Source organism: Pseudomonas sp. 910_21 (genome assembly GCF_052850735.1).
Genome location: NZ_VXCY01000007.1, coordinates 343,502 through 369,645, shown reverse-complemented (window position 1 = coordinate 369,645; position 26,144 = coordinate 343,502). Strand labels below are relative to the sequence as shown.

Sequence of the window (26,144 nt, the reverse complement as noted above, 5' to 3'; positions counted from 1 at the left end):
GGTTTGCGGACCGCCGTCAGCGGCGTATCCGCAACCCTTGCCCGCTGGCCCGCCCCCGGCGCCAAACGGCCTTGATAGAAGAGCTGCCCATGTCGTTATCCCCGTCCAGCCCACCGGCCCTGCACCTGCTGTCCATCGAGGCATTGCTGCACGGCTTTGCCGCCCGGCAGTTCACCCCGGTGGACCTGCTGCAGGCCGTATTGGCTCGGATCGAACGCCATGAGCCGCACCTCAACGCCCTCTGCGAGCGCCAGGACGCGGCCGCCCTCGCCGCCGCCCGGGCGGCCACCGCGCGCTGGGCCGCCGGGCAACCGCTGGGCCGGCTGGACGGCATCCCGATTCTGGTCAAGGACAACAGCGACATCCAGGGCTGGCACACCCGTAGCGGCTCCAGGGCGCTGGCCGACCGCCCGCCCATGACCCGCGACACCAGCCTGGTGGCGCGGTTGCGCGAGGCCGGGGCGATCTTCATTGGCAAGACCACCCTGCCGGAACTGGGCAGCACACCCCTGACCGACAGCCCGTTGACCGGCATCACCCGCAACCCCTGGAACCTGGCCCTGCATGCCGGTGGCAGCAGTGGCGGTAGCACCGCAGGGGTGGCCGCAGGTTATGCCCCGGCGGCCACCGGCAACGATGCCGCCGGATCGATCCGCACCCCGTCGAGCTTTTGCGGCGTGATCGGTTTCAAGCCCAGCCATGGCCTGGTGTCCGCCTGCCCGAGCATCGACCCGGGAGGCATGGCCGCCGAAGGCCCGATCGCCCGGCATGTACGGGATATCGCCCTGCTGATGGAGCTGATGAGCGCCCATGAGCCCGACGAACCTTTCGCCTGGCCCCATGCCCCCGGCCAGTTTCTATCCAGCATCGAGGACGGCATCAGCGGCCTGCGTATCGCCTTCAGCGCCGACCTGGGCCATGCCGCCCATGTCGATCCGCAGATTGCCGCCCGTTGCCTGGCCACTGCCCAGCTGCTGCAGCAGGCCGGGGCGAGCGTGGTCCAGGCGTCGCCGGACATCGGCCAGCCATCCGCGAATTACCTGCGAGCCTGGCCGGTGGAAGTGGCCAGCGCCGTGGCCGAAGAAATCCCGGTGGAGCGCCAGCACCTGGTCGGCGACTTCCTCCAGCAGGCCCAGGTTCGCGCACGCCAGCTCAATGCCCTGGATTACGCCTGCGCGGTGCAGGAGCGGCATCGGGTCGCGCAACAATTGCATGACTTTCTCGGCGACTACGACCTGCTGCTGACTCCCACCGCGGTGGTCGAGCCCTTCGCCGTGGAGCGTCAGATGCCGCCCGACTGGCCCGAGCAGATCAGCGCCATGTGGCAGCCCACCACCTTCCCGTTCAATTTCAGCCGCCAACCGGCGCTGAGCATGCCCTGCGGCCTGAGCGCCGCCGGCCTGCCCATAGGCCTGCAGATCGTCGCCCGCTTCGGCCGTGACGAACTGGTCCTGCGGGCCGCCCGGGCCTTGGAAAAACTGCTGCCTGCCGGGGTGTTCACGCACCCCGCAGGACTGCTGGACGCCCCCCGGGCGTGAACTGCACTGAACAACCCGCTGACGCAGCAAAACCGCGCCGCTTTACGGACAAGGAGGTGGACCATGGATTCTTCTAGCAGTTGGTATCAAGACACTCAATTCGACCACGACATCTACGTGATGATCATCCGTGAGCCGAGTTCGCCGAGCCTCTACGCACATCAATCCGGTGCCAGCTTCAGCTACGTCGGGCGCCTCACCGGCCATGGCCAGCACCCGTGCTTTTCCGTGCACTTTGCCTGCCCGCCCTATGGCAACGACTACGCCAGCACCGAAGCTGCCCTGCAAGCCGGCCTGGCCCATGGCCGCGCCCTGATCGAGCACTGGCGCACCCGGGGCAGCAAGCCGCCGGCGCGCAACGCCGAAGTCGCCCTTTCCAGCTACAGCAACTGAACGCCCCGGCGCCGCTGGCCCTGGGCTAGCGGCTCAAGGCAGACCCAGGCTGTCGAGGTACTCGATGGCCTGGCGGTACTTCTCCAGGCGCCGACGGTCATCGTCACTGGGCTCGGGAATGCGTGACAGGTCACTGTTCTCCGCCAGGTCCGCGCGCTTCACCCGACGCGCCAAAGGATTCTGTGCCGCGCGCCGGATAAACCCCGGATAGTCCTCGCCCTCGACCTTGGTCAACGCCGCCAGGGCCTGCAGCACCTCTTCACTGAAACCTTCGCCACGCAGTTGTTCCAGGGTCACCGGGCTGTCTTCAATGACGTCGTGGAGCACCGCGACCAGTTGTTCCCGGAGTTCGGACAGACGCAGCATGACCCGCAGGGGATGGAGGATGTAGGGCGCACCGCCCTTGTCGACTTGCCCGGCATGGGCCCGGGCAGCAATGGCGATGGCGCGTTCCAGGGTACTCATGGGCGGTGGCTCCGGATCTCGGCAAAAATGCTGCGGCCATACTAACCCGGCCGGTTCAGGCCTGGGCCAGCAGTAGCTGGGCTCGCTGCAGCACAGATGCATCGACCATCTGCCCGTCCACCTGATAGTCCCCGGATCGGGCCATGACCGGTGATCGCCAGCCAAGGCGCGACAGCAGCGGACATTGATGCCGGTCAAGCGCCCGGAGCACCGGCGGAGTAAAGCTTGTGGCAATCACTTGCCCTTTGCTTCCCCGGAGACTTGATCATGTCCAGCAGCGCTCTCGATATCCTCGCCCAACCGCCATTCCCGGCCCAGCAAGGCCAATACTGGATCGACGCCCTGAGCGACGGCAGCCACGTGCTGATCCGCCCGCTACGGCCCCAGGACCGGGAGCGGGAAAAGGCCTTTATCGAAAACCTTTCCCCCGTCACCCGGCACCAGCGCTTCCTCGGCGAGATCAGGGAAGTGGGCGACCAGTTGCTGGATCAGTTGATGGATGTCGGCACCCCGCAACGGGTGGCCTACGTGGCCCTGGTGCATGACAACGGCGAGTTGCGGGAAGTCGGCATCAGCCGCTACGCCCAGGTGGACGACCAGCCCTGGCGCTGCGAGTTTGCCGTGACCATCGCCGATGAATGGCAAGGCAAGGGCCTCGGTGCCCTGCTGATGCAGCACCTGATCGACGAAGCCCGTACCAATGGCTTCCAGCAGCTGTATTCGGTGGACAGCGCCGCCAACTACAGCATGCGCCGCCTGGCGAAGACCCTCGGCATGCGCAGCGCCATCGACCCCGACGACGCCACCCAGGTCATCCATAGCCTGGCGCTGTAACCCGCCCCAGCCGCGCCTCGGTCCGAGGCGCGGCCACCTTCGCTTAACACTCTTTGACAGTTTCCAGACAAAGCTGCCAAAGACTCCTCGAACGCCCTTCCCTAGCATCCGCTCATCGAATTTCCGGTCGGGTGCTGCATGTCCCCCAAACTTCTCGGCCTGCCATTGCTGGGCATCCTGCTGGGCAGCCTTGGCTGCAACGGCCAGCCGCCTGCGCCGCCGGTCATAGCGCCCGGCGACTACGCCAGCATCATCGGTTACTTGAAGCAGTACATCCCCCGGGAGATGGCCGAGCATCAGGTACCGGGGCTGTCCATCGCCCTGGTGGACGGCCAGGAGCTGATCTGGGCCCGGGGTTTTGGCTTTGCCGACAAGGCCCGGGGCCTGCAAGTGACCGAGAACACCGCGTTTCGCGCCGGCGCCCTGTCGCAGTTGCTGACCGCCACGGCGGTCATGCAACTGGTGGAACAGGGACGCTTGCAGTTGGATGCGCCCCTGCAGGACACCCTCAAGGAGTTCTACGTCCGCTCGCGCTTTCACCAGGATCAGAACGCTGCCGACCAAGCCGTGACCTTGCGCCGCCTGCTCAGCCATCAGGCCGGGATGCCCGCCGAATACTTGCGGGATTCGCGCACGCCCCACGCCCTCGACGAGCTGCCGAGAAAGGTCAGCGGGGTCTGGCTGAACAATGCCCCAGGCACCCAGACCGCCTACTCCAACCTGGGCTACGCCCTGCTGGGCGCTGCCGTGGAACGCAGCAGCGGCCTGGACTTCGAACAGCAATTGCAGAAAAGCCTGCTGCGCCCGCTGGGCATGAGCCAGTCGAGCTTCATCGGCGGCAGCCGTGCCCAGCCCTACCGCGCTCAAGGCTATGCAGACGGTGCCAGCAGCAACGATGCCCTGGTGCGCGACCTGTCCGCCGCAGGCCTGTGGAGCAGTCCACGGGACCTGAGCCACTACGTGCGGATGCTCTTCGCCCAAGGGAGCTACAAGCATCAAGCGTTACTTTCGCCGGCCTCGATCAAGGAGATGGTGCGCCCGCAGAACACCGGCAATCCGCTGGATTTCGATTGTCAGGTAGGCCTGGGCTGGTTTCTCTCGCCCTGTGGCGACGAGTGGGTCAGCCCGGGGATTCGCACCTGGCAGCACAGCGGCACCGGCGATGACTTCCACGCCCGGATCAGCGTGCTCCCGGAGCAGCAGCTGGCGGTGATCGTGATGAGCAATTCCGGCTCCGGCGAAGCCCTGGCCCAGCCGTTGGTGACTCAGGTTCTGCGCATGCTGCTGCAGGCCCATGGCGCCCCCGAAGGCCTGCGACCCGGGCCGGCGCAGCAGGACGTTCAGCAGGGCCTCGGCCAGGATGCCCTGGTCGAGAGTGGCACCGGCCAGAGTGCTCCTGACCGGAGAGACCCTGACCCGCCCACCCAGCGGCGCCGGGTGCCGGAAGCCGCCGACCGCCAGCATCTGGCGGGCTTCTATGCCACCGCCTGGGGCGTGCTGCGCATCAAGGACCAGGACCAGCGGCTGTTTGGCGAGCTGGCCGGCACGCGCTTCGAGTTGCTGCGCGATGAATACGGCTGGCTGCGGGCGCAGAAGAAAATCCTCGGCCTGTGGCAGCAAGACCTGGGCGACCTGGGACGGGTGCAACTGGACGTCATGAACGTTCAGGGCAACCGGGTGTTCACCGCCAAGAGCCACGGCCAGCTACTGGCCGTGGGAGAGCGGATCGACCCGGTGCCCCTGCCCGACAACTGGCTGGCCACGGTCGGCACCTATCACGCCCTCAACGATGACGAAGCCAATGCCCCCATGAGCGGCGTCAGCATCGCCCTGGAAGACGGTTTCCTGATGATCCGCAGCCTGCAACAGGGCCGCACCCTCACCGACTACATCCTTGCGCCGGTGGACAACGCCCACGCAGTGATTGCCGGCCATGGCCCCGGGCTGGGCGACACCGTGCGTCGCCAGGTCAATGGGGTCAACGTCCTCGGCTACTCGTTCAAACGTATCTACAACGCCAACTACCTGAGGTTCTAAAGCACTATGAAAAGCCTGAAACGCTGCACCACCGTCGCCCTTTGGGCGGGCACTCTCGGCCTGACCACGGGGTCTGCGGCGCTGCATGCCGAGGACTGGAAATATAGCGTGCGCGGCGGCGTGGCCAGCGTGCCGCGCTACAGCGGCAGTGACGAGCGCACCGTGGCCCCGATTTTCGGCGGCGAGATCATCAGCCCCTATGGCATTTTCCTCAACACCGACCAGGGCCTGGGCTGGGGCAATGAATGGGGCGACCTGTCGTTCAGCACCTGGGTCGGCCCCAGCGAAGAACGGCGCGACAAGAACCACCTGGGCCAAGGCTCCAAGCGGCTCAAGGGCATGGGCGAGATCAAGTCCCGCGCGCAGTTCGGCGCACACCTGGGTTACGACCTGGGCCCGTTCGAACTGGGAGCCACGGTGACCCACGCGGTGAAGAAGAATGACAATAAGGACACCGGTTCGGCTTACAGCCAGCTGGAGCTGAGTATTGGCACCAACCTGTACGAGGGGCGTTTGGGCAGCCTCGATGCCAGCCTCAACAGCCTGTTTGGCAATGCCGACTACATGCAGACCTGGTACGGCGTGAGCGGCACCCAGGCCGCCAACAGTCGTTTCAGCGCCTACCGCGCCAAGGGCGGGCTGGTGAGCAATGGCCTGGACCTGAACTGGACCCTGCCCCTCAACGAGCAGACCAAGCTTTCGACCCTGCTGTCCCTGCAGTACCTGGGCAAGGAAGCCGGCGACAGCCCGATCGTCGATCGGCGCATGCAGACGGTGCTCGGCACTCAGCTTGAATACAGCTTCTAAACCGGCCGCACAACCAACAAGCGGTCAAGCTCGAAGCTTGCCGCTTGCTTGCAGATTGAAACTTGAAGCTGCCGTCAGTCGATATGGGCCCAGGTCAGGCGAAACGAGGCACCGCCCCACTCCGAATCCACCACCTCGACCTTGCCGCCATGCCATTGGGAGACCCGCCGCACCAGGGCCAGGCCCAGGCCGAAACCACCGGTACGCCGGTCGCGGCTGGCGTCGAGGCGGGAAAAGGGTTCGAAGATTTTCTCCCGTCCGTCCACCGGCACGCCGGGGCCATCATCGTTGACCCGTACTTCGTAGCCATGTTCCAGGCGCACCAGGGACACCTCCACCCGCCGGTCGGCGTAGCGAATGGCGTTGCGCAGCAGATTGATCACCGCCCGGGCCATGAAGCGCGGTTCGATCCGCACGTACTCGACCTGGCAAGAGCGGATCAGCAACTGCACCCCCGCCGCTTCTGCCTCCAGGGCGACGCTGCCGACCACGCTGTCGAGCCAGCTCTGGGCCTGGATATCCTCGCGATTGATGGTGGCCGCGCCGTGCTCCAGGCTGGCGTAGGACAACAGCTCGGAGACCATCTCCTCCAGTTCGCCGAGGTCGGCGTACATGTCGGCGATCAGCTCCCGGTTTTCGTCCGGGTCCGGTTGCTGCTGCAACTGGTCCAGCTCGAATGACAGCCGCGCAATGGGCGTGCGCAACTCGTGGGACACCGCGTTGGTCAGCTCGCGCTGATTGGCAATCAGGCCCTCGATGCGCGCCGCCATGCGGTTGAAGTGCTGGGCCAGGTCGCGAATGTTGGAACGCTGGGACAGATGCAGACGGGTGCTGAGGTCATTGCCGCCAAAACGCTCGGCGGCCAGGCGCAAGCGCTCCAGATCGCGCCAGTGCGGGCGCACCCAGAAATACAGGACGATGGCCAGCAACGCGCCGAGCAAGGCATAGGCGGCGATGTTGTAGAGCAGCGTCAGGGGCGGATCTTCCGGCAACTTGATGCTCAGCAACTGGGCGCCGCCGTCGATGCTGGCAATGAACTCGGTAAACTCATCCCGGACCACCAGCTGGTTGGAATCCAGCAAGGCCTGCTCGCGCTGACTCAGGTCCAGGTCATCGGCCTTGACCAGCTTGAGCAGCAGCCCGTAATGAGGCTTGAGCATTTCCAACTGATGCTTGCGCCCGGCTTCATCGAAGGGGCGCAGTTGCTCGCTGAGGCTGTAGGCCGGCCCGCGCACCGCGTCGCGGTTGTAGGACTCGATCAGGTCCGCGGCCAGGTAATTGATGAAGATGTGTTGTACGGCGGTCATGGCCCCCGCAAAACCAAGGGCCAGGAACAGGTAGAGCCCCAGAAACAGCCGCAGCATTCAAATCTCCCAGGCGAACGGATTGAACAGGTAACCCTTGCCCCACACGGTCTTGATGCAGACCGGCTCGCGCGGGTTGTCCTTGAGCTTGCCCCGCAACTTGCTGATGTAGACGTCGACACTGCGATTGAGGCCGTCGAACTCGATGCCGCGCATGCGGTTCAGGATGTCATCCCGGGACAGGGTCTTGCCTGCCGCACTGGCCAGCAGCCAGAGCAACTCGAACTCCATGGTGGTGAGTTCGATCGGCTCGCCGGACAGACGCACCTCGCGACTGCTGCGGTCGATGCTCAGCACGCCGAACTCCAGGGCGCCGCGCGGGGTCACCGCTTCCGGCACCTGGCGCCGTTGCAGAGCCCGCAGACGCGCCAGCAGTACCGCTGGCTTGATGGGCTTGATCACATAGTCGTCGGCGCCGGACTCCAGGCCGAGGATATGGTCCAGGTCATCTTCCTTGGCGGTGAGGATAACGATGGGGGTATCGGCCACGGCGCGGATTTCCCGGCACACGTGCAGGCCGCTCTGACCCGGCAGCATCAGGTCGAGCACAACGAGTTTCGGTTTGAATTCGAGAAAGGCCGCCAGGGCCACATCGCCGCGGTGGACCGTCAGCACTTCAAAGCCATGCTGGGACAGGAAATTCGCGATCAGCCCGGCGAGCTTTTCGTCATCTTCCACCAACAGGACCTTGCCAAGACCCAGGTTTTCCATACTTACCCGTTCGCGAACGCACAATTTGAGTGCGCGCATTATAGAGGGCAAGAGGTTAAAGAAAGGCTAACGCACCCCACAAAAACCGGGCCCTGGCACGGTTTTTTGCGAAGTTTCATTCTTTTAAGAGTTTTTAACAATTTGCCCCTGCTTTTACACAAGGGCCGCGCCACAAGGGTTGTGCCTTACCAGGCCGGTACGCCGCTGTGGAAGCGGAATTCCTGGTCCGGGGACTCGATCAGTTCCTGCTCGGCGGCCCGCACCTTGTCGATCACCTGGGCAATGTCCTTGGCGTCGCCATACTGATAGGCCAGTTTCAGGTAGCCCTGGTAGTGCCGAGCCTCGCTTTTGAGCAAGCCGAAATAGAACTTGCCCAGTTCTTCGTCCAGGTGCGGCACCAGGGCTTCGAAACGTTCGCAACTGCGGGCTTCGATAAAGGCGCCGACCACCAGGGTGTCCACCAGCTTCACCGGCTCATGGCTGCGCACCACCTTGCGCAGGCCCGAGGCGTAGCGTCCGGCATGCAGCTGGCGCAGCTCGACCTTGCGCCTTTTCATCAGGCGCATGACCTGTTCGTGGTGCACCAGTTCTTCCCGGGCCAGGCGCGACATCATGTTGATCAGGTCGACATGGGAGTGGTACTTGGCGATCAGGCTCAGGGCGGTGCTGGCGGCCTTGAACTCGCAGTTCTTGTGGTCGATCAGCAGGGTTTCCTGGTCGGCCAGGGCCGCCTGGACCCAGGCGTCGGGCGTCCGACAGCCGAGGAAGTCATGAATTTCCGGGAAGTTCATCGGTGCATTTCCGAACAATCCGCCACAGCAAGGCGAGCAATGGCGGCACTATCAGTGATCGATAACATGAGGCTCACGAAACAAATAAGGCTTCACAGCGAAAGGCTGGCGATTATACCGGCCACGTCGCAGACCACCAGCGGCCGCGCTTGATATGCATCAACATCCGGCTCGGGCGCCAGCAACTATAGTTGTGCACGCTAGGGTCTGTTCCCGCTTGGTGACGAGCCGCGTTGCTGGGCCAAACGGGAACAGACCCTAGCCGTTCATCCCTCTCCTGGAGATCCCGATCATGCAAAGTATCCGCAGCATCCTGGTGGTCATCGATCCCACGCCTGGCGAAAGTCTCGCCCTCAAGCGCGCCAAGCTGATTGCCGGGGTCACCCAGGCCCACCTGCATCTGCTGGTCTGCGACAAGAAGCACGAACACTCGGCGCTGCTCAGCGTACTCAAAAGCAGCCTGACCGGCGAAGGCTACAGCGTCACCACCGAGCAGGCCTGGAACGAGAGCCTGCATGAAACCATCATCGACGTGCAGCAGGCCGAGGGCTGCGGCCTGGTGATCAAGCAGCATTCCCATGACAACCCACTGAAGAAAGTCCTGCTGACCCCGGCGGACTGGAAACTGCTGCGCTACTGCCCGACCCCGGTGCTGCTGGTCAAGACGGCTACCCCCTGGGGCGGTGGCGTGGTCATGGCGGCCATCGATGTCGGCAACATGGACGGCGAACACCGCACCCTGCATGCCAGCATCGTCGATCATGGTTTCGACATCGCCAGCCTGGCCAAGGCCCAACTGCACGTGATCAGTGCCCATCCGTCACCGATGCTCTCGGCATCCGACCCGGTGTTCCAGCTCAAGGAAACCATCGAGAAGCGCTATCGCGACGAGTGCAAGGCGTTCCAGGCCGAGTTCGATATCGACGATGGCCACCTGCATATCGAGGAAGGTCCGGCGGACGTGCTGATTCCCCATATGGCCCACAAGCTGGGGGCCGTGCTGACCATCATCGGCACCGTGGCCCGCACCGGGCTGTCGGGGGCCTTGATCGGCAACACCGCCGAAGTGGTGCTCGACTCTCTGGACAGCGACGTGCTGGTGCTCAAGCCGGCGGACATCATGGACCACCTGGAAGAACTCGCCGCCAAGGCTTGAACCTCTCCCCCCAACGCCATCGCGTCATCTGCGCCATCCATGACGACGCTTTCGCCGGCAAGCCAGCTCCTACAGAGCCCGATCAACCTCACCCCCGTAGGAGCCGGCTTGCCGGCGAAGAGGCCCTTGAGCCTTGCACCACCCTGACGGCCGTCTTCGCTGGCAAGCCAGCTCCTACAGTGGCATTTGCGTGGGAGTCATTCGCGTAGCGAAGCACTCAGCCCAGGGCATCCTTGAGGAAGCCCGGGGCGATGTAGCGCTGGTAGTGAGCTTCCGACAGCAGGAAGAATTCCCGATCAATGGCGTCACGCAACTCCGGCAGGCCCCAGTCGCGAAACTCCGGCAACAGCACCATGCCGTAGGCGTCGAGCTGGTTGATCACCCGCGCACCCCGGGCGATCAGCTGGTAGGCCCAGCAATACTCGGACTGGTGCGGCACGAAACGAATCTTGCGCTGCTCCAGTTGCTCGCGCAGGCGCGCCGGGTCGAAGACTTCCAGCTTGGCCGTCATCACTTGCACCAGCAGTTGTTCAAGACGCAGCCAGACCGCGCGCTTCTCTTCCTCGTTGTAACCGTTCCAGTTGATCACTTCGTGGTGGAAACGCTTGCAGCCGCGGCACACCAGGTCACCGTAGACAGTGGAACAGAGGCCGACGCAGGGGGTCTTGATGGTCTGATTGGGCATAGATAGACAGCACGCGGAAAAACAAAACAGGCCGGCATGTTAGCCCTTTGTCTAACATTGATCACCCCTCAAACTTTAATACGCCAACTTACGTTTAGATTTTTTTTGCCGTAGAATCAGCCAGCCTTTTTAGGCGCCAATGTCCGTTTGAAGCTGTTTTCAAAGCGTCACGAGCACAGTCGTTCCTTCAGAGCGGTGTTGGCGAGGGATTTTTCCAGCGGGGAAAAATCCAGCGCCAACCCTCATCAGCTCCCCGTTCTGCAGGCGTAAAACTTTGAAAGCAGCTTCTGTAAGGAATTGTCGGTAATTCTGGCTAAGTGGCCCACAACGCCACGCAGCGCATGAGTACGGCAATTTCGGGATGAGCGTCCCGGACACCCATTTGGGACCACTGATGAGGGTAATAACTGTGCTTGAAGCCTACCGCAAACATATCGAAGAGCGTGCAGCACTGGGTATCGTTCCCCAGCCGCTTAACGCCGAACAAACTGCAGGCCTGGTCGAGCTGCTGAAGAACCCCCCGGCTGGCGAAGAAGCTTTCCTCGTTGACCTGATCACCAACCGCGTTCCGCCAGGAGTCGACGAAGCCGCCTACGTCAAGGCCGGTTTCCTCTCCGCGCTGGCCAAAGGCGAAGCCTCCTCCCCTCTGATCGACAAGAAACGCGCCGTTGAACTGCTGGGCACCATGCAGGGCGGCTACAACATCGTGACCCTGGTGAACCTGCTGGACGACGCCGAGCTGGCACCTGTCGCCGCCGCTCAACTCAAGCACACCCTGTTGATGTTCGACGCCTTCCACGACGTCGCGGAAAAAGCCAAGAACGGCAACGTTCACGCCCAAGGCGTACTGCAATCCTGGGCCGACGGCGAGTGGTTCAAGAACCGCCCGGTACTGGCCGACAAGATCAGCCTGCGGGTGTTCAAGGTCACCGGCGAAACCAACACCGACGACCTCTCCCCTGCCCCTGACGCCTGGTCCCGTCCGGACATCCCGCTGCACGCCCTGGCCATGCTGAAAATGGCCCGTGACGGTATCGTTCCTGACGTACAAGGCTCCATCGGCCCGATGAAACAGATCGAGCAGATGCGCAACGACGGCTTCCCGATCGCCTACGTCGGCGACGTGGTCGGCACCGGTTCGTCCCGTAAGTCGGCCACCAACTCGGTGCTGTGGTTCTTCGGCGACGACGTGCCTTATGTTCCGAACAAGCGTGCCGGCGGCTTCTGCTTCGGCAGCAAGATCGCTCCAATCTTCTACAACACCATGGAAGACGCCGGTGCCCTGCCGATCGAATTCGATGTGTCGAAGATGAACATGGGCGACGTGATCGACCTGTACCCGCACGCTGGCAAAGTCTGCAAGCACGGTACCGACGAAGTCCTGGCCACCTTCGAAATGAAGACCCCGGTCCTGCTCGACGAAGTCCGTGCCGGCGGCCGTATCCCGCTGATCATCGGCCGTGGCCTGACCGAGAAGGCTCGCGCCGAACTGGGTCTGCCTGCGTTCGATCTGTTCAAGAAGCCCGAAGCCCCTGTTGAAAGCACCAAGGGTTTCACCCTGGCGCAGAAGATGGTCGGCAAGGCCTGCGGTCTGGCAGAAGGCAAAGGCGTTCGTCCTGGCACCTACTGCGAACCGAAGATGACCACCGTGGGTTCTCAGGACACCACCGGTCCAATGACCCGTGACGAACTCAAAGACCTGGCGTGCCTGGGCTTCTCGGCTGATCTGGTGATGCAGTCCTTCTGCCACACCGCGGCGTATCCAAAGCCGATCGACGTGACCACCCACCACACCCTGCCTGACTTCATCATGACCCGCGGCGGCGTTTCCCTGCGTCCGGGCGACGGCATCATCCACTCGTGGCTGAACCGCATGCTGCTGCCAGACACCGTCGGTACCGGTGGTGACTCCCACACCCGTTTCCCGATGGGCATCTCGTTCCCGGCCGGTTCCGGTCTGGTGGCGTTCGCCGCCGCCACTGGCGTCATGCCGCTGGACATGCCGGAATCGATCCTGGTGCGCTTCAAAGGCAAAATGAAACCTGGCATCACCCTGCGTGACCTGGTGCATGCCATTCCTTACTTCGCCATCCAGAAGGGTCTGCTGACCGTCGAGAAGAAAGGCAAGAAAAACGCCTTCTCCGGCCGCATCCTGGAAATCGAAGGCCTGGAAGGTCTGACCCTGGAACAGGCGTTCGAACTGTCCGACGCCTCGGCCGAACGTTCGGCTGCCGGTTGCACCATCAAGCTGTCGAAAGAGTCGATCACCGAGTACCTGCAGTCCAACATCACCCTGCTGCGCTGGATGATCGGCGAAGGCTACGGTGACGCACGTACCCTGGAACGTCGCGCTCAAGCGATGGAAGCCTGGATCGCCAACCCTGAGTTGATGGAAGCCGATGCCGACGCCGAATACGCCGAAGTCATCGAAATCGACCTGGCCGACATCAGCGAGCCTGTGCTCTGCGCGCCGAACGATCCGGACGACGCCCGTCTGCTGTCCAGCGTTGCTGGCGAGAAGATCGACGAAGTGTTCATCGGTTCGTGCATGACCAACATCGGTCACTTCCGCGCGGCCGGTAAGCTGCTGGATCAGGTCAAGGGTCAGCTGCCAACCCGTCTGTGGCTGTCGCCGCCGACCAAGATGGACGCTCACCAACTGACCGAAGAAGGCTACTACGGCATCTACGGCAAGGCTGGCGCGCGCATGGAAATGCCGGGCTGCTCGCTGTGCATGGGTAACCAGGCACGTGTTGAGCCGAACTCCACTGTGGTGTCGACGTCGACCCGTAACTTCCCGAACCGTCTGGGCGATGGCGCCAACGTCTACCTGGCTTCGGCCGAGCTGGCGTCGGTGGCTTCGATCCTGGGTCGCCTGCCGACCGTCGAGGAGTACATGGAATACGCTGGCAAGATCGACAGCATGGCGGCCGATATCTACCGCTACCTGTCCTTCGACCAGATCGCCGAGTTCCGTGAAGCGGCCGCCAACGCCAACATCCCGGTGGTGCAAGCCTAAGGCTGTAGCGTTGTAAAAAAGAACGCCGCGTATTCCACGATACGCGGCGTTTTTTTATGCCTGTCGCCCGGGCCGACTCCCCTGCCCGCTATTTCGCCGTGGGGCCCGGCGCCTGAGGCCAGGCGTGGTACACCCAAGTGCCAAGGCTCAATGCCAGAGCCCGGCCTGAGCCTGACCGCTCCAGCTCTGCAGGCTTTCCTGCAGCGTATCGTCGACGCTGGTACCGCTGAGCAACACTTGATAGCGGGTACTCGACGGCAAGGCCGCCAGGGCATCCTTGGCCCTGTGCTTGAGTCGGGCCAGGGCCAGGTGCTTGCCTTCCTGATTGACCTGGCGGAAGAACTCGTCCAGGGCCTCGATGCTGGTGCCGTCCAGGTTCGGCGACTCTTCCAGGCTGAGGATGACACTGTGAATCGGCGCCTGCACGTGCCGGATCAGGTGCAAGGCGCCGCCCAGGATGCGCTCGGCGTTGGCGAAGAACAGCGCCTCACCCGGACGCAGAATCAGCACCCCCGGCACCTGCCGCGCCTGGGGATGGCGGCTGAGGTCGACAAAATCATGACCGCTGCCCAGTTGACCGAGGATCTGGATATCCGCCGCCGACAGCTGGCGCAGCATCAACAGAATGCTCACCCCCACCGAGAGCAGCATGCCATCAAGTACCCCCAGTACCAGCACGGCGGTGACCGCACAGATCACCAGCAAACGATCCCTGCGCCAGATGAAATATCGCCCCAGCGGTTGCAGGCTCAGGCCATGGCCCAGGGCGTAGATGACGATCGCCGCCAGCACCGGCTCCGGGGTCAGGGCGATGTAGGGCAGCACCGTGAGGACGATGATCAGCATCACCGCAGCCGCGGTCAGCCCGGCAAGACGCGAGCGGGCCCCGGCCGCTTCGTTGGCGGACGTCGCCGAGTAACCGGCGCCGGCCGGCATGCCATGAAACAGACCGGAGAGCAGATTGGCAGCCCCCAGGGCCAGCAGGTCGCGGTTGGACGACACCCGGTCTCCATGCTTGAGCGCCAGGGAACTGATGGAGCCATAGGACTCGGCATACAGGATCATCACCAGGGCAAACGCCAGCTCCCCCAGACGCAGCCAGTCGGCAAAGGGCAGGTCCGGCAGGCTCGGCACCTGCAGCTTGAGTTCGATCACCCCGATCAGGGCCACGCCATGAGCCGGCAGGTCGAGCCATTGGCCGGCGCCAATGCCGATCACCACCGCCACCAGCCCACCGGGCACATAGGGAATCCGCGAGCAGATCGCCAGCACCAGCAAGGCCAATGCCGCCACCGCCGCACCGGCCCAGTTCCACTGCGGCCACTGCTCCAGCAACTGCGGCAGAAAGCGCACCAGGTTGCCGGTGCTCAAGTGCACCCCCACGACGGTGGCGAACTGCTTGAGGATGATGGTCACGGCCAGGCCGAAGGCGAAGCCCCGCAGCACCGGCTTGGCAATGAACGCGGTGACGCCGCCGAGGCGAAACAGCCCCGCCAGGAGGAAGAAGCCCCCGGTCAGCAGCACCAGGGCGAAAGCAAGGTTCAGGCGCAGTTGTACGTCGCCCTCAGCCAGGGACAGGGTGGCGGCGGCCAGCACCGCCGCCGACGAGGACGTGGCCGAGACAATGGCAAAGCGGCTGCTGCCCAGCAGGCCGTAGCACAGCAATCCGGCGAACAGGGCAATGACCCCGGCCTGGGGCGGCAAGGCGGCGATACCGGAATAGGCCACGGCCTCCGGCAGCAACAGGCCGGCGATGGACAATCCGGCCAGCAGATCGCGGGTGCGCTTCGGTGCAGCGGTGGGGATGGTCAGGGGTTCAGTGGCCAATCGGGTTCATCCGTGACAAGGCAAATCCAGATTCGAGGGGGTGTTGCCCAACGGCATCAACGCGTTTGGGCAGGCTTGCAGCCAGAGGGGCGGGAATGACCATGGGCAGGTTCCTGGCAGCAATAAGAGCACCAGCTTAGCCCTTTATTCAAGGCAGCAAACGATCCTGGTTAATGCCTTGAACGACAACGCCGCCGGTGCTGTGAGCACCGGCGGCGTTGTTTGTGTTGCCAGCGATTGCGTCAGGCTTGAAGGCCTGTTCGCCGGCAAGCAGGCTCCAGGCGGTGAGCGTCGCGTAGGAGCTGGCTTGCCAGCGAAGGCGCGCAAGCGCGCCGCATAACTCACGAGGCCAGGGAGTACACCAGCGCCGTAATGGCCACCAGCCCCACCAAAGTCACGAAGACGTTGGAGGCCTGACCGCGATAGCGGGCCATGGCCGGCACTTTGCGAATGGCGTACATCGGCATCAGGAACAGGATCGCCGCAATCACCGGGCCGCCCATGGTCTCGATCATCGTCAGGATGCTCGGGTTGAGGGTCGCCACGGCCCAGCAGATCACCAGCATGAAGGCGGCGGTGACCCGGTCCAGGGTTTTCGTCCCCGGACGCCGGCCACTCTTGCCGATCAGGCCCTTGAGGCCTTCGCTGGCACCGATGTAGTGACCCAGGAAGGACTTGGCGATGGCCACGAAGGCAATCAACGGCGCGGCGAAGGCGATGGTCGGATTCTGGAAGTGGTTGGCCAGGTAGGACAGGATCGACAGGTTCTGCGCCTTGGCTTCGGCCAGTTGCGCCGGGCTCAGGGTCAGTACGCAGCTGAAGACGAAGAACAGCACCATGCCCACCATCAGCAGATGGGCGCGCGAGAGGATCTGCGAGCTGCGCTCTTCGGCGTGCACGCCATAGCGGCGCTTCTGGTCCACGGCAAAGGCCGAGATGATCGGCGAATGGTTGAATGAGAAGACCATCACCGGAATCGCCAGCCACAGGGTATGCAGGAAGGCCGAAGGCGCCGGGACATCGCTGACGGTGGCGAGGATGCCGCCATTCCAGTGCGGGATCAGGAACACCGCGAGGAACAGCAGGGCCACGATGAACGGATAGACCATCAGGCTCATGGCCTTGACGATCACCTGCTCGCCGCAACGCACCACCACCAGCAGGCCGAAGATCAGCACCAGGGCCAGGATCGCCCGCGGTGGCGGCGCAATGTGCAGCTGGTTGGTCATGAAGCTGTCGACGGTGTTGGTCAGGGCCACGCTGTAGATCAGCAGGATCGGGAAGATCGCCAAAAAGTACAGCAAGGTAATCAGGGCACCGGCGGTGAGGCCGAAATGCTCCTCCACCACGTCAGTGATGTCCGCACCGTCACGACCGGAGAGCACGAAACGGGTCAGACCGCGGTGTGCATAGAAGGTCATGGGGAAGGCCAGCAGCGCCAGGATCAACAGCGGCCAGAAACCGCCGATACCGGCATTGATGGGCAGAAACAGGGTACCGGCACCGATGGCCGTGCCAAACAGGCCGAGCATCCAGGTGGTGTCTTGGCGGTTCCAGCTACTCAGGGTCGCTGGGGTCGCCGTTTCAAAGCGTTGATCAACGCTGTTGGCCTGATCATTCATCCGGTGGGATCTCCACATTCCGGTCGTTTGCCATTCGATCAGGGCGCGTCGGAATACCCGACAGACAGAGCCCCGACCGAAACAGAGGGGGCGCGATTGTCCGGGATTCCAAGGGCGCTGCATAGACTTAGCTGAGGAACGGTTTATACGGTGCAGATTTATTTTTCCGCCGTGGCGAGGCGTCTGGTCCGGCACTCTCCCGCTCAATCCGGGTTCCGTAGGAGCTGGCTTGCCAGCGAAGGCGCCCGCCTGAAGACGCCATTCGCCGGCAAGCCGGCGCCTACCGGGCTGCGTTGACAAGCTTCACGGGCAGACGGCATGATCGGACCCCATGAATATCTACGCGCTCAACCCTACCTCTACCACCACGACTGCCTACGGCGGGTCGTGTGGTGGCTGTGCGGGATGATGCAAGCACAGTAAAACCAAGGCCCCGCCAGCAATGGACGGGGCCTTTTGTTTCTCCGTCCACCTGGCACTACAAGGAGAGACAAGATGCCTTCATCCAATGCCAAGCGTGCCGCCCTGCTGGTTATCGACATGCAGGTCGGGTTGTTCAATGGACCGGACAAGCCCTACAAGCGCGAACAAGTCCTGGAAAACATCAACCAACTGATCCGCCGTGCTCGCCAGGCCGGGGCACCGATCTTCGCCGTGCGCCATACCGGCCCCGCCGAATCGCCGATTGCCGCCGGCAGCCCGTTCTGGCAACTGCTGCCGACCCTGGAAGTGGATGAAGAGCTGGACTGCGTGCTGGACAAGACCCGCCCCAGTTGTTTTGTCGGCACCGGGCTGGCGGAGCGCCTGCAGGCGGCCCAGGTCAATGAACTGGTGATCGTCGGCATGAAGACCCAGTACTGCGTCGATGCTACCTGCCGCGCCGCCGGCGACCTGGGCTTTGCCGCCGTGCTGGTGGAGGACGCCCATACCTGCATGGACACACCGCTGATCGGCGCAAGAACCATCATCGCCCACCATAACGCCACCCTGAACGGCCCCTTCGTGCGCTTGGCCACAACCGCCGATGTGACCTTCTGACCCCATCGCCCCCACACCGCCCCGGGCACGCCGAACATGGCGTGATTCCTCCCGGGAACGGTGCCGGCGAGCATTGCCAAAACCCCTCGCAACCCGCACCCTTGAGCCTTCGTCCCTGCCTGTATGGAATCCTCCATGAGCGCCACCACGATCGCCGGCTGCATCCTCTACAGTCTTGACCCGCCGTCACTCGCCCACTTCTATGCAGACCTGCTGGGCTGGCCCATCACCGAGCAACAAGCGGATTACCAGCAACTGGTCCATCAGGGCTTCGAGCTGACTCTGGTCCAGGTGCCTCCAGCGATTGCTGCGCGCATTGTCGTGCAAGAGCCGCCACTGCCTCGCAGCGATAGCGCATGCAAGCCGCTGTTCCAGGTCGACGATCTGGATCAGGCCAGGCAACGGGCCGCCAGCGCCGGGGGCCGGTTGTACGAAGCCGAGCGTGAATGGCAATTCAAGGGCGCGCGGGTCTGCGACGGCGTCGACCCGGAAGGCAACATCTTTCAATTGCGCCAGCCCCTGCCCCATTAACTGCTGAGGAACCGTCATGCGCGCCACCGTCCTGGTCCTGGTCGAGAACGTCAACGCCTACCTGCCCTTGCTCGAAGCGCTGGGCTTCAACCTGATCCTGGCCCCCACTCCCGCCGAACGGGCCCAGACCATCAAGACCCACGCCCCACAGATCGACGCCGTGCTGACCCGCGGCCCACTGGGGCTGACTGCGGCGGAAATCGACGCCCTGCCCCGACTGCAGATCATCTGCGTGATCGGTGCCGGTTATGAGCAGGTGGACCTGCAAGCAGCGAGCAACCGCGGGATTGCCGTGACCAATGGTGCTGGGGTCAACGCCTCGTCCGTGGCCGACCATGCCCTGGCCCTGCTGCTGTCGCTGGTCCGGGGCATCCCCCAGGCCGATGCCGCCGTGCGCCAGGGGCAATGGCCGAAAGTCCTGCGCCCTTCCGTGGCCGGCATGCGCCTGGGCATCCTCGGGCTGGGCGCCGTGGGCCAGGCCATCGCCCGGCGCTGTGCCCTGGGGTTCGATATGACCGTGAGTTACCACAGCCGCCAGCCCCGGCCGGACCAGCCCTACCGCTTTTGCCCGACCCTGGTGGAACTGGCCCGAGACTCGGACGCCCTGGTGATTGCCACCCCGGGCGGCGCCGACACCCGGCACCTGGTGGACCAGCCGGTGCTGGAGGCCCTTGGCGCCGAAGGCTTCCTGGTGAATATCGCCCGGGCCAGCGTGGTGGACACCCACGCCCTGCTGCAGGCCCTGAGACAGCGGCGGATTGCCGGCGCGGCCCTGGACGTGTTCGATGACGAACCGCAAGTGCCGGACGCTTTCAAGGCGCTGGACAATGTGGTGCTGACCCCTCATGTCGCCGGCCTTTCGCCCCAGGCCAGCCGCGACACCGTGGACATGGTCGGCAAGAACCTGCTGGCCCACTTCGAGGGCCGCCCCCTGCTGACCCCGCTAACGCTGCCGGCACCGAACTGACCCATCCCCGGGCAACGCCTATGCTCGTGGGGCGGACAACCTCTGTCGGCTTGTGTAGGAGCTGGCTTGCCAGCGAAAGCCGCCTCCCACCCTGCGCCTGTCATGACGCTCCCTTCGCCGGTAAGCCGGCGTCTACGGGGGCTTGATGCCACCGGGGCGTAGAAACACAGGGGCAAATTCAAACGCTTGTATCAAAAGCAATGATTGTCCAGCAACACGCGCACCTATAAAGGCCCGCCGCGATTGTGAGGGGCCGGTAGGCGCATTAGATTAGTCAATAATCTCTGGCCTCCAGAATAAGCAGAAGGGATAAGCATGGCGCTTACAGACCAATCCACCCGTACTCGCTCCGGCGAGGAGCTCGATGCCAACCTGATCGATCCGTACCTCAAGGCGCATATTCCCGGCCTCAGCGGCACGCCGCAGATCAGCCAGTTCCCGGGCGGAGCCTCGAACCTCACCTACTTGCTGGAATACCCCGACCAGGAATTCGTCCTGCGCCGCCCGCCATTTGGCCACAAGGCCAAGTCTGCCCATGACATGGGCCGCGAGTTCCGCATTCTCAACCAGCTCAAGGATGGTTTCCCCTACTGCCCCAAGGCCTATGTGCACTGCACCGACGAGTCGGTGATCGGCGCCGAGTTCTATGTCATGGAGCGGGTCAAGGGCATCATCCTGCGGTCCGACCTGCCGGCGGAACTGGGCCTAGATGCCGGCAAGACCCAAGCCCTGTGCAAGAGCTTCATCGACCGTTTCGTCGAACTGCATCGGGTCGACTACAACGCCTGCGGCCTGGGCGACCTGGGCAAGCCCGAAGGCTACGTGCAGCGTCAGATCAAGGGCTGGAGCGAGCGCTACGAGAAAGCCCTGACCCCTGACGCGCCGCACTGGGAAACCGTGAAGGCCTGGCTCAACGACAAGATGCCCGCCGACCACCCGACATCGAGCATCGTCCATAACGACTACCGGTTCGACAACGTGATCCTCGACCCCAACAACCCGATGCAGATCATCGGCGTGCTGGACTGGGAACTGACCACCCTGGGCGATCCGCTGATGGACCTGGGCAACACCCTGGCCTACTGGATCGAGGCCGCCGACCCGGCGCCGGTGCAACTGATGCGTCGCCAGCCAAGCAACGCGCCGGGCATGCTGACGCGCCAGGAGTTCGTCGATTACTACGCCGAACGCGCCGGCATCCAGATCGGCAATTTCGACTTCTACTACACCTACGGCCTGTTCCGCCTGGCCGGCATCGTGCAGCAGATCTACTACCGCTTCTACCACGGCCAGACCCAGGACAAACGCTTCGCGCAGTTCATTCACATGAACAAACTGCTGGAGCAGATGAGCCTGCAGGTCATCGACAAATCCAGCCTCTGACCGCGCCCCGGCGCTCGACAGCCCAGCAAGGAAAAACCATGTCCAAGACTCAGTTGTTCGACCTCGACGGCAAGATCGCCTTCGTCTCCGGCGCCAGCCGCGGCATCGGTGAGGCCATCGCCAAACTCCTGGCCCAGCAAGGGGCCCACGTGATCGTGTCGAGCCGCAAGCTCGAAGGCTGCCAGCACGTGGCCGACGCCATCATCGCCGCCGGTGGCAAGGCCACGGCGATTGCCTGCCACATCGGTGAAATGGAGCAGATCAGCCAGGTCTTCGCCGGGATTCGCGAGCAGTTCGGCCGCCTGGACATCCTGGTCAACAACGCCGCCACCAACCCGCAATTCTGCAACGTCCTGGACACTGACCTGGGGGCGTTCCAGAAGACCGTCGACGTCAATATCCGCGGCTATTTCTTCATGTCGGTGGAAGCCGGCAAGCTGATGCGCGACAACGGCGGCGGCAGCATCATCAACGTGGCCTCGATCAACGGCATCTCGCCGGGGATCTTCCAGGGTATCTACTCGGTGACCAAGGCCGCGGTGATCAACATGACCAAGGTCTTCGCCAAGGAATGCGCGCCGTTCGGCATCCGCTGCAACGCCTTGCTGCCGGGCCTGACCGACACCAAGTTCGCCTCGGCCCTGGTGAAGAACGACGCGATCCTCAAGACCGCCCTGGCGCAGATCCCCCTCAAGCGCGTGGCCGACCCGAGCGAAATGGCCGGCGCGGTGCTCTACCTGGCCAGCGACGCCTCCAGCTACACCACGGGCATTTCGCTGAACGTGGATGGGGGCTTCCTCTCCTGAGGTCCGCTTGCACCACCGAAAAGGCAGCCTCCGGGCTGCCTTTTTCATTTCTGTAGGAGCTGGCTTGCCAGCGAAGAGGGCCTTGAACCCTGCGCAACCCAAGCGCCCCCTTTCGCCGGCAAGCCGGCGCCTACAGCGTCCGTCAAAATTTTAATTCCACCAATTGCAATTAAAGAATATTTATTCCATAAATAACCTTCCTACAACAATAATTCTGCAGGTGCGGCTATGGATGAACTTGGCATTGGCTTGATCGGGACCGGCTTCATGGGCCGGGCCCACGCCCTGGCGTTTCGCAATGTCAGCGCGGTGTTCGAACTGCCGGTGCGCCTGCACCTGGCTGCGCTGGCCGATGCCGACGCTCAGCGTGCCGAACACTGCGCCGGGGCCTGGGGCTTTGCTCGCGCCCATAGTGACTGGCAGCATCTGATCGCCGATCCGCGAGTCAATCTGGTGGCCATCACCACCCCCAATCACCTGCACTTCCCCATGGCCATGGCGGCGCTGGCGGCAGGCAAGGCGGTGTACTGCGAAAAGCCCCTGGCCATCAGCGTCGAAGAAGCCCGGCAGATGCACCACGCCGCCCAGGCTGCCGGGGTGGTGACTCGGGTCGGCTACAACTATCAGCACAATCCAATGATCACCCTGGCCCGTGAGCTGATCGGCAAGGGCGAGCTGGGGCAACTGGTGAGTTTCCAGGGGGAGTTCAGCGAGGACTTCATGGCCGATCCGGACTCGCCCTGGTCCTGGCGTTGCGATCCGCAGCACGCCGGGGGCGCCCTGGCAGACCTGGGTAGCCACCTGCTGGCCATGGCGCGCTTTCTCATGGGGCCGCTGCAGGCGGTGTCCGCCGATGTGCAGACGGTGCATCAGCAACGACCGACCCACGCCGGCAGCCAGGAACGGCGCCACATTGGTGTGGATGATCAGGTCCACGCTTTGTTGCGTTTCGCCAATGGTGCCCGGGGTACGTTGAGCAGCAGCTGGATCAAGCATGGTTACAAAAATCACCTGAGCTTCGAGATCAGCGGCACCCTGGGCACCCTCGCCTTCGACCAGGAGCGTTTGAACGAGCTGCGCCTGTACCGGGTCGGCCAGAAGGGTTTCCAGCGCTTGCTGGCCGGGCCCGAGCTGCCGGGCTATGCGGCCTTCAGCCCGGCGCCGGGGCATCAGTTGGGCTACAACGAACTCAAGACCCTGGAGGTGCAGGAACTGATCATGGCCCTGAGTGGACAGGGGCGCGACGGCACGGACTTCCAGGAAGCCTGGGAAGTGGAGCGGCTGGCGGCGGCGATCCGCATTGCCGCCCAGGAACAGCGCTGGGTGACACTGTAGGAGCCGGCTTGCCGGCGAAGGCGATCTTGCGGGCCTCTTCGCTGGCAAGCCAGCGCCTACAGTTGGTGGCTGGCAAGGTGGGCGGCCAGGGCCTTGGCTTGCAGGGCGACGTCGGTGACCGCGGTGCTTTCCCACCACAGGCCACGCAACGGCGGTCCCATGGCGAACAGGCGCTCGGACGCTTGGCCACGGGCATTGTGCACGGCACCCTCTGCCGTGGCGCTGATGCCCAGGGCCAAGGGTCCGGGTGTAACCAGGCCACGGGCCAGCAGGTGCTGCGGCAAGGGCCGCGCGACCCGGCGCCAGTCATATTCAATGCCGCTGGAGTTGATCAGTGCGTCCCCCTCCAGGCGTTCGCTGTGCTCGGTGCCGCGATAACGCAGGCGGATCGTCAGGCGACCAGCAACCGAAGGTTCCAGTCCCTGGTAGGCCGCAGCATGAATCCGCAAGCGCCCCTCGGCGTGCAGACGCGCCACCAACTCGGCGCTCAAGGGCGGTGAGCGATGGTGATGGCTCTCCCACCACGGCCGCACGTGGCGCACGAACTGGCGTCGCTGGACATCCGTGGCCTGGCTCCACAATCGGCCGATATGCACCCGCACCGTGTCCAGCGGCGCTTGCCAGTCGATGCCCCGGGCCTGGGCCTCGCGGCACTGGCGCCGCACCTCCCGCAGCAGTTGTCGCGGGCTGCGCAGATTGAGGTCGGCGGCGAGGAAGTCCACCCAGGCCGGCGGCTGACGTCGCACATGAGGCAGCAGACCGTGCCGGGAAAACACTTCGATCGGCCCGCGATGCCCGGCCTGCTCCAGGGACACCACGGCGTCCACCATGGTCAGCCCGGAACCAATGATCAGCACCCGCGCGCCGGGGTCCAGGCGGGCCATGGCTGCCACGTCCCAAGGGTCCAGGGCCGCGGCGTTGAGGCCGCTGGATCGGGTCTGCGGTGTGCGCGCCGCCGGGAACATGCCCGTGGCCAATACCGCCACCCCTCCACGCAACTGACGGCCGTCCGCCAACGTCAGGCAGACACCGTGACTGTCGGTGTCCAGGTCCATCGCTTCGCCGCGCACGTGGCTCAGGCTGGAGCCCTGCTCCAGGCCCAACTGCAGCGCCTCGGCCAGGCGTTGCTGCACATAGACGCCAAACAGCCCCCGAGGTGGAAACAGTTCGCTGACCGGCACCGGCTGCAGGCGCGATTCCGGCCAGCCGCCGTCGGCAATGTACCGGGTCAGCCACTGGGTCAGGTCGTCGGCATTGTCCGGATCGACGCTCATCCGTGCCGCGTTACCGTTCAGGGTATGCCCCAGTTCGACAGCGCTGTAGGCCTCGCCCCGGCCCAGCTCGCTGCGGGGCTCGATCACCAGAATCCGCCGTCGCCCCGGCAGGCGCAGCAATTGCGCCGCCAGCAAGGCGCCACTGAGGCCGCCACCGACAATCAGAATTTCAGCATCAGGGGTGGCAGGGTTTGCCTGTCCGCTGTGGTTTTGGCTCATGGAATACTCACGCGCAGTGTTTGCCCAGTTAGAAGTTCTGCAGATCGCCCCGCGCCAGCAGTGGCTCGGCGGTGCCGGGCAGGGCCACCCGGCCGGTGTCCAGCAGGCAGGCATGGGAAACGTAGTTGAGCGCCAGATTACTGCTTTGCTCGGCGAGCAGAAAGCTCACTCCCGCCTCACGATCAAGCTGGGCAACGATCTGAAAAATCTCCTGGACGATGATAGGCGCCAAGCCCATGGAAGGTTCATCCAGCAGTACCAAAGTAGGATGGGCTCGGTTGGCGTCATGCGATGTTCCGTGTGAATTCGGCGACCCAGGCCGGGGTTGCAGGTTGAGCCGTGGCCTGGGGCGGCTGCCAGATGAACTGCAGGCGAGCAAAACCCAGCAGCCGGCGTATCCGTTGCTTGAGCAGCCGGGGCAGCGGCTGTTGCGGGTGGGCGATGGCCCATTCACACAGGCGCCGGCGCCAGCTGCCAGGCGGGGCCAGGCGACTCTCGATTTCATCCGCCAGGTGCTGCAGGCGCGAGGGCGAAAGCAGCAGGCCGCTGGGAGCCGCCTCGCGGCGGTCGCGAGCGCATGAGCCCCGTGTTTCGGGAAAGGCCAGGCTGTGGCCGCTGCTCAGCCACTGATCCAGCAACACTGTCAGGCCGTCCTGCCACTCCGTGCCCTCCTCGCTCCACAGTTGGGCAACCGTGGGTGGATGGCGCCAGTAAAACTGGCGCTGGGGTGTTTCGAGGGGCCCCAGCAGCTCACTGAACGACAGCACTGGCTGGTGCGAGCCTGGGGGCAATCGGGGCAGGGATTGCTGGGCGATCAGCCGTTGCGGAGCCAGGCTGCCTTGCCCCGCCGCGACCCAGCTCAGGACCTGCTGGCGCGACTGCACGAAAGCATGGCTCGGCTGCAGGCGCCACAGCGCCTGGCGCAAGGCTGGAGTGGGCAGATCAGCGGCGACACTCAGCACCTGGGCGCCGATGCTGTGGGCGGCCAGGGCCAGCAGGAGCAGGTCCGGCTCGAACAGCCCACTCAGGGCCAGCCTTGAGTGCCGGCTCAAGCCCTGCTGGCGCAGGCCGTCGGCCAGACGCTCGACATCGCGCAGGGCATCGATCCAGCGCCAGGCGTACCAGTGCCCATGGCGCTTGTGGCGCAGGGCGTTGTCCAGCGGACTGACCTGGGCCCAGTGGCGCAGTTGTTCCAGGGCGCCGGACAACTGCAGCCGGGCCGGGAACGGGGGGGCATCCGCAATCGGTGGGGGGTTGAGTTCATGCACGCTCATGGATGGACCTCTATGGCTTGGCAAAGCGTGCGGTGGACCGCTGGCTGGACATTGACGGGCTTTACGGG

The 26,144-nt window shown here is 64.1% G+C and carries 22 protein-coding genes and 1 pseudogene; 13 read left to right on the top strand and 10 right to left on the bottom strand.

Annotated features, from left to right (window positions below):
* Nucleotides 1-89 precede the first annotated feature (89 nt).
* Together FW796_RS23175 and FW796_RS23170 are read left to right on the top strand one after the other, a co-directional pair.
* The gene (locus tag FW796_RS23175; RefSeq protein ID WP_446440112.1) at nucleotides 90-1,538 is read left to right on the top strand and encodes an amidase; all 1,449 of its coding nucleotides are present in this window, start codon (nucleotides 90-92) and stop codon (nucleotides 1,536-1,538) included.
* A gap of 63 nt (nucleotides 1,539-1,601) precedes the next feature.
* Complete coding sequence (locus tag FW796_RS23170; protein ID WP_402895538.1) at nucleotides 1,602-1,931, top strand: hypothetical protein; 330 nt, start codon at nucleotides 1,602-1,604, stop codon at nucleotides 1,929-1,931.
* Nucleotides 1,932-1,964: 33 nt separating this feature from the next.
* Here the strand turns inward: FW796_RS23170 and FW796_RS23165 are convergent, their stop codons facing one another.
* The gene (locus FW796_RS23165; protein WP_446440111.1) at nucleotides 1,965-2,396 is read right to left on the bottom strand and encodes an HD domain-containing protein; all 432 of its coding nucleotides are present in this window, start codon (nucleotides 2,394-2,396) and stop codon (nucleotides 1,965-1,967) included.
* Nucleotides 2,397-2,663: 267 nt separating this feature from the next.
* Between FW796_RS23165 and FW796_RS23160 the strand changes: the two genes are divergently transcribed.
* From FW796_RS23160 to FW796_RS23150, 3 genes are all read left to right on the top strand, one after another.
* Nucleotides 2,664-3,230: a GNAT family N-acetyltransferase gene (locus tag FW796_RS23160; protein WP_346632671.1), complete on the top strand. Its 567-nt coding sequence runs from the start codon at nucleotides 2,664-2,666 to the stop codon at nucleotides 3,228-3,230.
* 138 nt (nucleotides 3,231-3,368) lie between these two features.
* On the top strand, nucleotides 3,369-5,267 hold the full coding sequence (locus tag FW796_RS23155) for a serine hydrolase domain-containing protein (protein WP_446440110.1): 1,899 nt from the start codon (nucleotides 3,369-3,371) through the stop codon (nucleotides 5,265-5,267).
* A gap of 6 nt (nucleotides 5,268-5,273) precedes the next feature.
* Nucleotides 5,274-6,074 carry a MipA/OmpV family protein gene (locus FW796_RS23150; RefSeq protein WP_446440109.1) on the top strand — a complete coding sequence of 267 codons (801 nt, stop codon included), beginning with the start codon at nucleotides 5,274-5,276 and terminating at the stop codon, nucleotides 6,072-6,074.
* Between the two features lie 74 nt (nucleotides 6,075-6,148).
* Here FW796_RS23150 and FW796_RS23145 read toward each other — a convergent pair whose 3' ends face one another.
* The 3 genes from FW796_RS23145 to miaE all read right to left on the bottom strand — a co-directional run bounded on the left by FW796_RS23145 (nucleotide 6,149) and on the right by miaE (nucleotide 8,940).
* Nucleotides 6,149-7,438: an ATP-binding protein gene (locus FW796_RS23145; RefSeq protein ID WP_346632668.1), complete on the bottom strand. Its 1,290-nt coding sequence runs from the start codon at nucleotides 7,436-7,438 to the stop codon at nucleotides 6,149-6,151.
* Nucleotides 7,439-8,149, bottom strand: a complete 711-nt coding sequence (locus FW796_RS23140; protein WP_346632667.1) for a winged helix-turn-helix domain-containing protein — start codon at nucleotides 8,147-8,149, stop codon at nucleotides 7,439-7,441.
* Between the two features lie 185 nt (nucleotides 8,150-8,334).
* Nucleotides 8,335-8,940 (bottom strand): tRNA-(ms[2]io[6]A)-hydroxylase, encoded by a 606-nt coding sequence (miaE, locus tag FW796_RS23135; protein WP_317072973.1) that lies wholly within the window; start codon nucleotides 8,938-8,940, stop codon nucleotides 8,335-8,337.
* Nucleotides 8,941-9,232: 292 nt separating this feature from the next.
* Between miaE and FW796_RS23130 the strand changes: the two genes are divergently transcribed.
* Nucleotides 9,233-10,096: a universal stress protein gene (locus FW796_RS23130; protein ID WP_346632666.1), complete on the top strand. Its 864-nt coding sequence runs from the start codon at nucleotides 9,233-9,235 to the stop codon at nucleotides 10,094-10,096.
* A 217-nt stretch (nucleotides 10,097-10,313) separates the two neighbouring features.
* Here the strand turns inward: FW796_RS23130 and FW796_RS23125 are convergent, their stop codons facing one another.
* Entirely contained in the window at nucleotides 10,314-10,781 is a 468-nt protein-coding gene (locus FW796_RS23125) for a DUF1289 domain-containing protein (RefSeq protein ID WP_346632665.1), read from the bottom strand.
* Nucleotides 10,782-11,190: 409 nt separating this feature from the next.
* Between FW796_RS23125 and acnB the strand changes: the two genes are divergently transcribed.
* Nucleotides 11,191-13,800: a bifunctional aconitate hydratase 2/2-methylisocitrate dehydratase gene (gene acnB, locus FW796_RS23120; RefSeq protein WP_404939984.1), complete on the top strand. Its 2,610-nt coding sequence runs from the start codon at nucleotides 11,191-11,193 to the stop codon at nucleotides 13,798-13,800.
* Between the two features lie 147 nt (nucleotides 13,801-13,947).
* On the opposite strand, the gene FW796_RS23115 is transcribed toward acnB, so the two are convergent.
* The gene (locus FW796_RS23115) at nucleotides 13,948-15,627 is read right to left on the bottom strand and encodes a SulP family inorganic anion transporter (RefSeq protein ID WP_346632664.1); all 1,680 of its coding nucleotides are present in this window, start codon (nucleotides 15,625-15,627) and stop codon (nucleotides 13,948-13,950) included.
* A gap of 341 nt (nucleotides 15,628-15,968) precedes the next feature.
* Nucleotides 15,969-17,249 (bottom strand): serine/threonine transporter, encoded by a 1,281-nt coding sequence (locus FW796_RS23110; RefSeq protein WP_123725153.1) that lies wholly within the window; start codon nucleotides 17,247-17,249, stop codon nucleotides 15,969-15,971.
* A gap of 495 nt (nucleotides 17,250-17,744) precedes the next feature.
* Between FW796_RS23110 and FW796_RS23105 the strand changes: the two genes are divergently transcribed.
* From FW796_RS23105 to FW796_RS23080, 6 genes are all read left to right on the top strand, one after another.
* Nucleotides 17,745-18,287, top strand: coding sequence for a cysteine hydrolase family protein (locus FW796_RS23105; RefSeq protein WP_346632663.1), 543 nt, complete (start codon nucleotides 17,745-17,747; stop codon nucleotides 18,285-18,287).
* 135 nt (nucleotides 18,288-18,422) lie between these two features.
* Nucleotides 18,423-18,818 (top strand): VOC family protein, encoded by a 396-nt coding sequence (locus FW796_RS23100; protein ID WP_404939579.1) that lies wholly within the window; start codon nucleotides 18,423-18,425, stop codon nucleotides 18,816-18,818.
* Between the two features lie 16 nt (nucleotides 18,819-18,834).
* Nucleotides 18,835-19,785: a 2-hydroxyacid dehydrogenase gene (locus FW796_RS23095; RefSeq protein WP_443693482.1), complete on the top strand. Its 951-nt coding sequence runs from the start codon at nucleotides 18,835-18,837 to the stop codon at nucleotides 19,783-19,785.
* Nucleotides 19,786-20,100: 315 nt separating this feature from the next.
* Nucleotides 20,101-21,168, top strand: coding sequence for a phosphotransferase family protein (locus FW796_RS23090; protein WP_346632660.1), 1,068 nt, complete (start codon nucleotides 20,101-20,103; stop codon nucleotides 21,166-21,168).
* A 38-nt stretch (nucleotides 21,169-21,206) separates the two neighbouring features.
* Complete coding sequence (locus FW796_RS23085; protein WP_102879735.1) at nucleotides 21,207-21,974, top strand: SDR family oxidoreductase; 768 nt, start codon at nucleotides 21,207-21,209, stop codon at nucleotides 21,972-21,974.
* A gap of 228 nt (nucleotides 21,975-22,202) precedes the next feature.
* Nucleotides 22,203-23,309 (top strand): Gfo/Idh/MocA family protein, encoded by a 1,107-nt coding sequence (locus FW796_RS23080; RefSeq protein WP_446440108.1) that lies wholly within the window; start codon nucleotides 22,203-22,205, stop codon nucleotides 23,307-23,309.
* Between the two features lie 56 nt (nucleotides 23,310-23,365).
* Here FW796_RS23080 and FW796_RS23075 read toward each other — a convergent pair whose 3' ends face one another.
* The 3 genes and pseudogenes from FW796_RS23075 to FW796_RS23065 form a co-directional block, all read right to left on the bottom strand.
* Nucleotides 23,366-24,802 carry an FAD/NAD(P)-binding protein gene (locus FW796_RS23075; protein WP_446440107.1) on the bottom strand — a complete coding sequence of 479 codons (1,437 nt, stop codon included), beginning with the start codon at nucleotides 24,800-24,802 and terminating at the stop codon, nucleotides 23,366-23,368.
* A 28-nt stretch (nucleotides 24,803-24,830) separates the two neighbouring features.
* Nucleotides 24,831-25,070: pseudogene (locus FW796_RS23070) on the bottom strand (ABC transporter ATP-binding protein); the annotation flags it as partial.
* A 16-nt stretch (nucleotides 25,071-25,086) separates the two neighbouring features.
* Entirely contained in the window at nucleotides 25,087-26,076 is a 990-nt protein-coding gene (locus FW796_RS23065; RefSeq protein ID WP_346632657.1) for an AMP-binding protein, read from the bottom strand.
* Nucleotides 26,077-26,144: the final 68 nt, after the last annotated feature.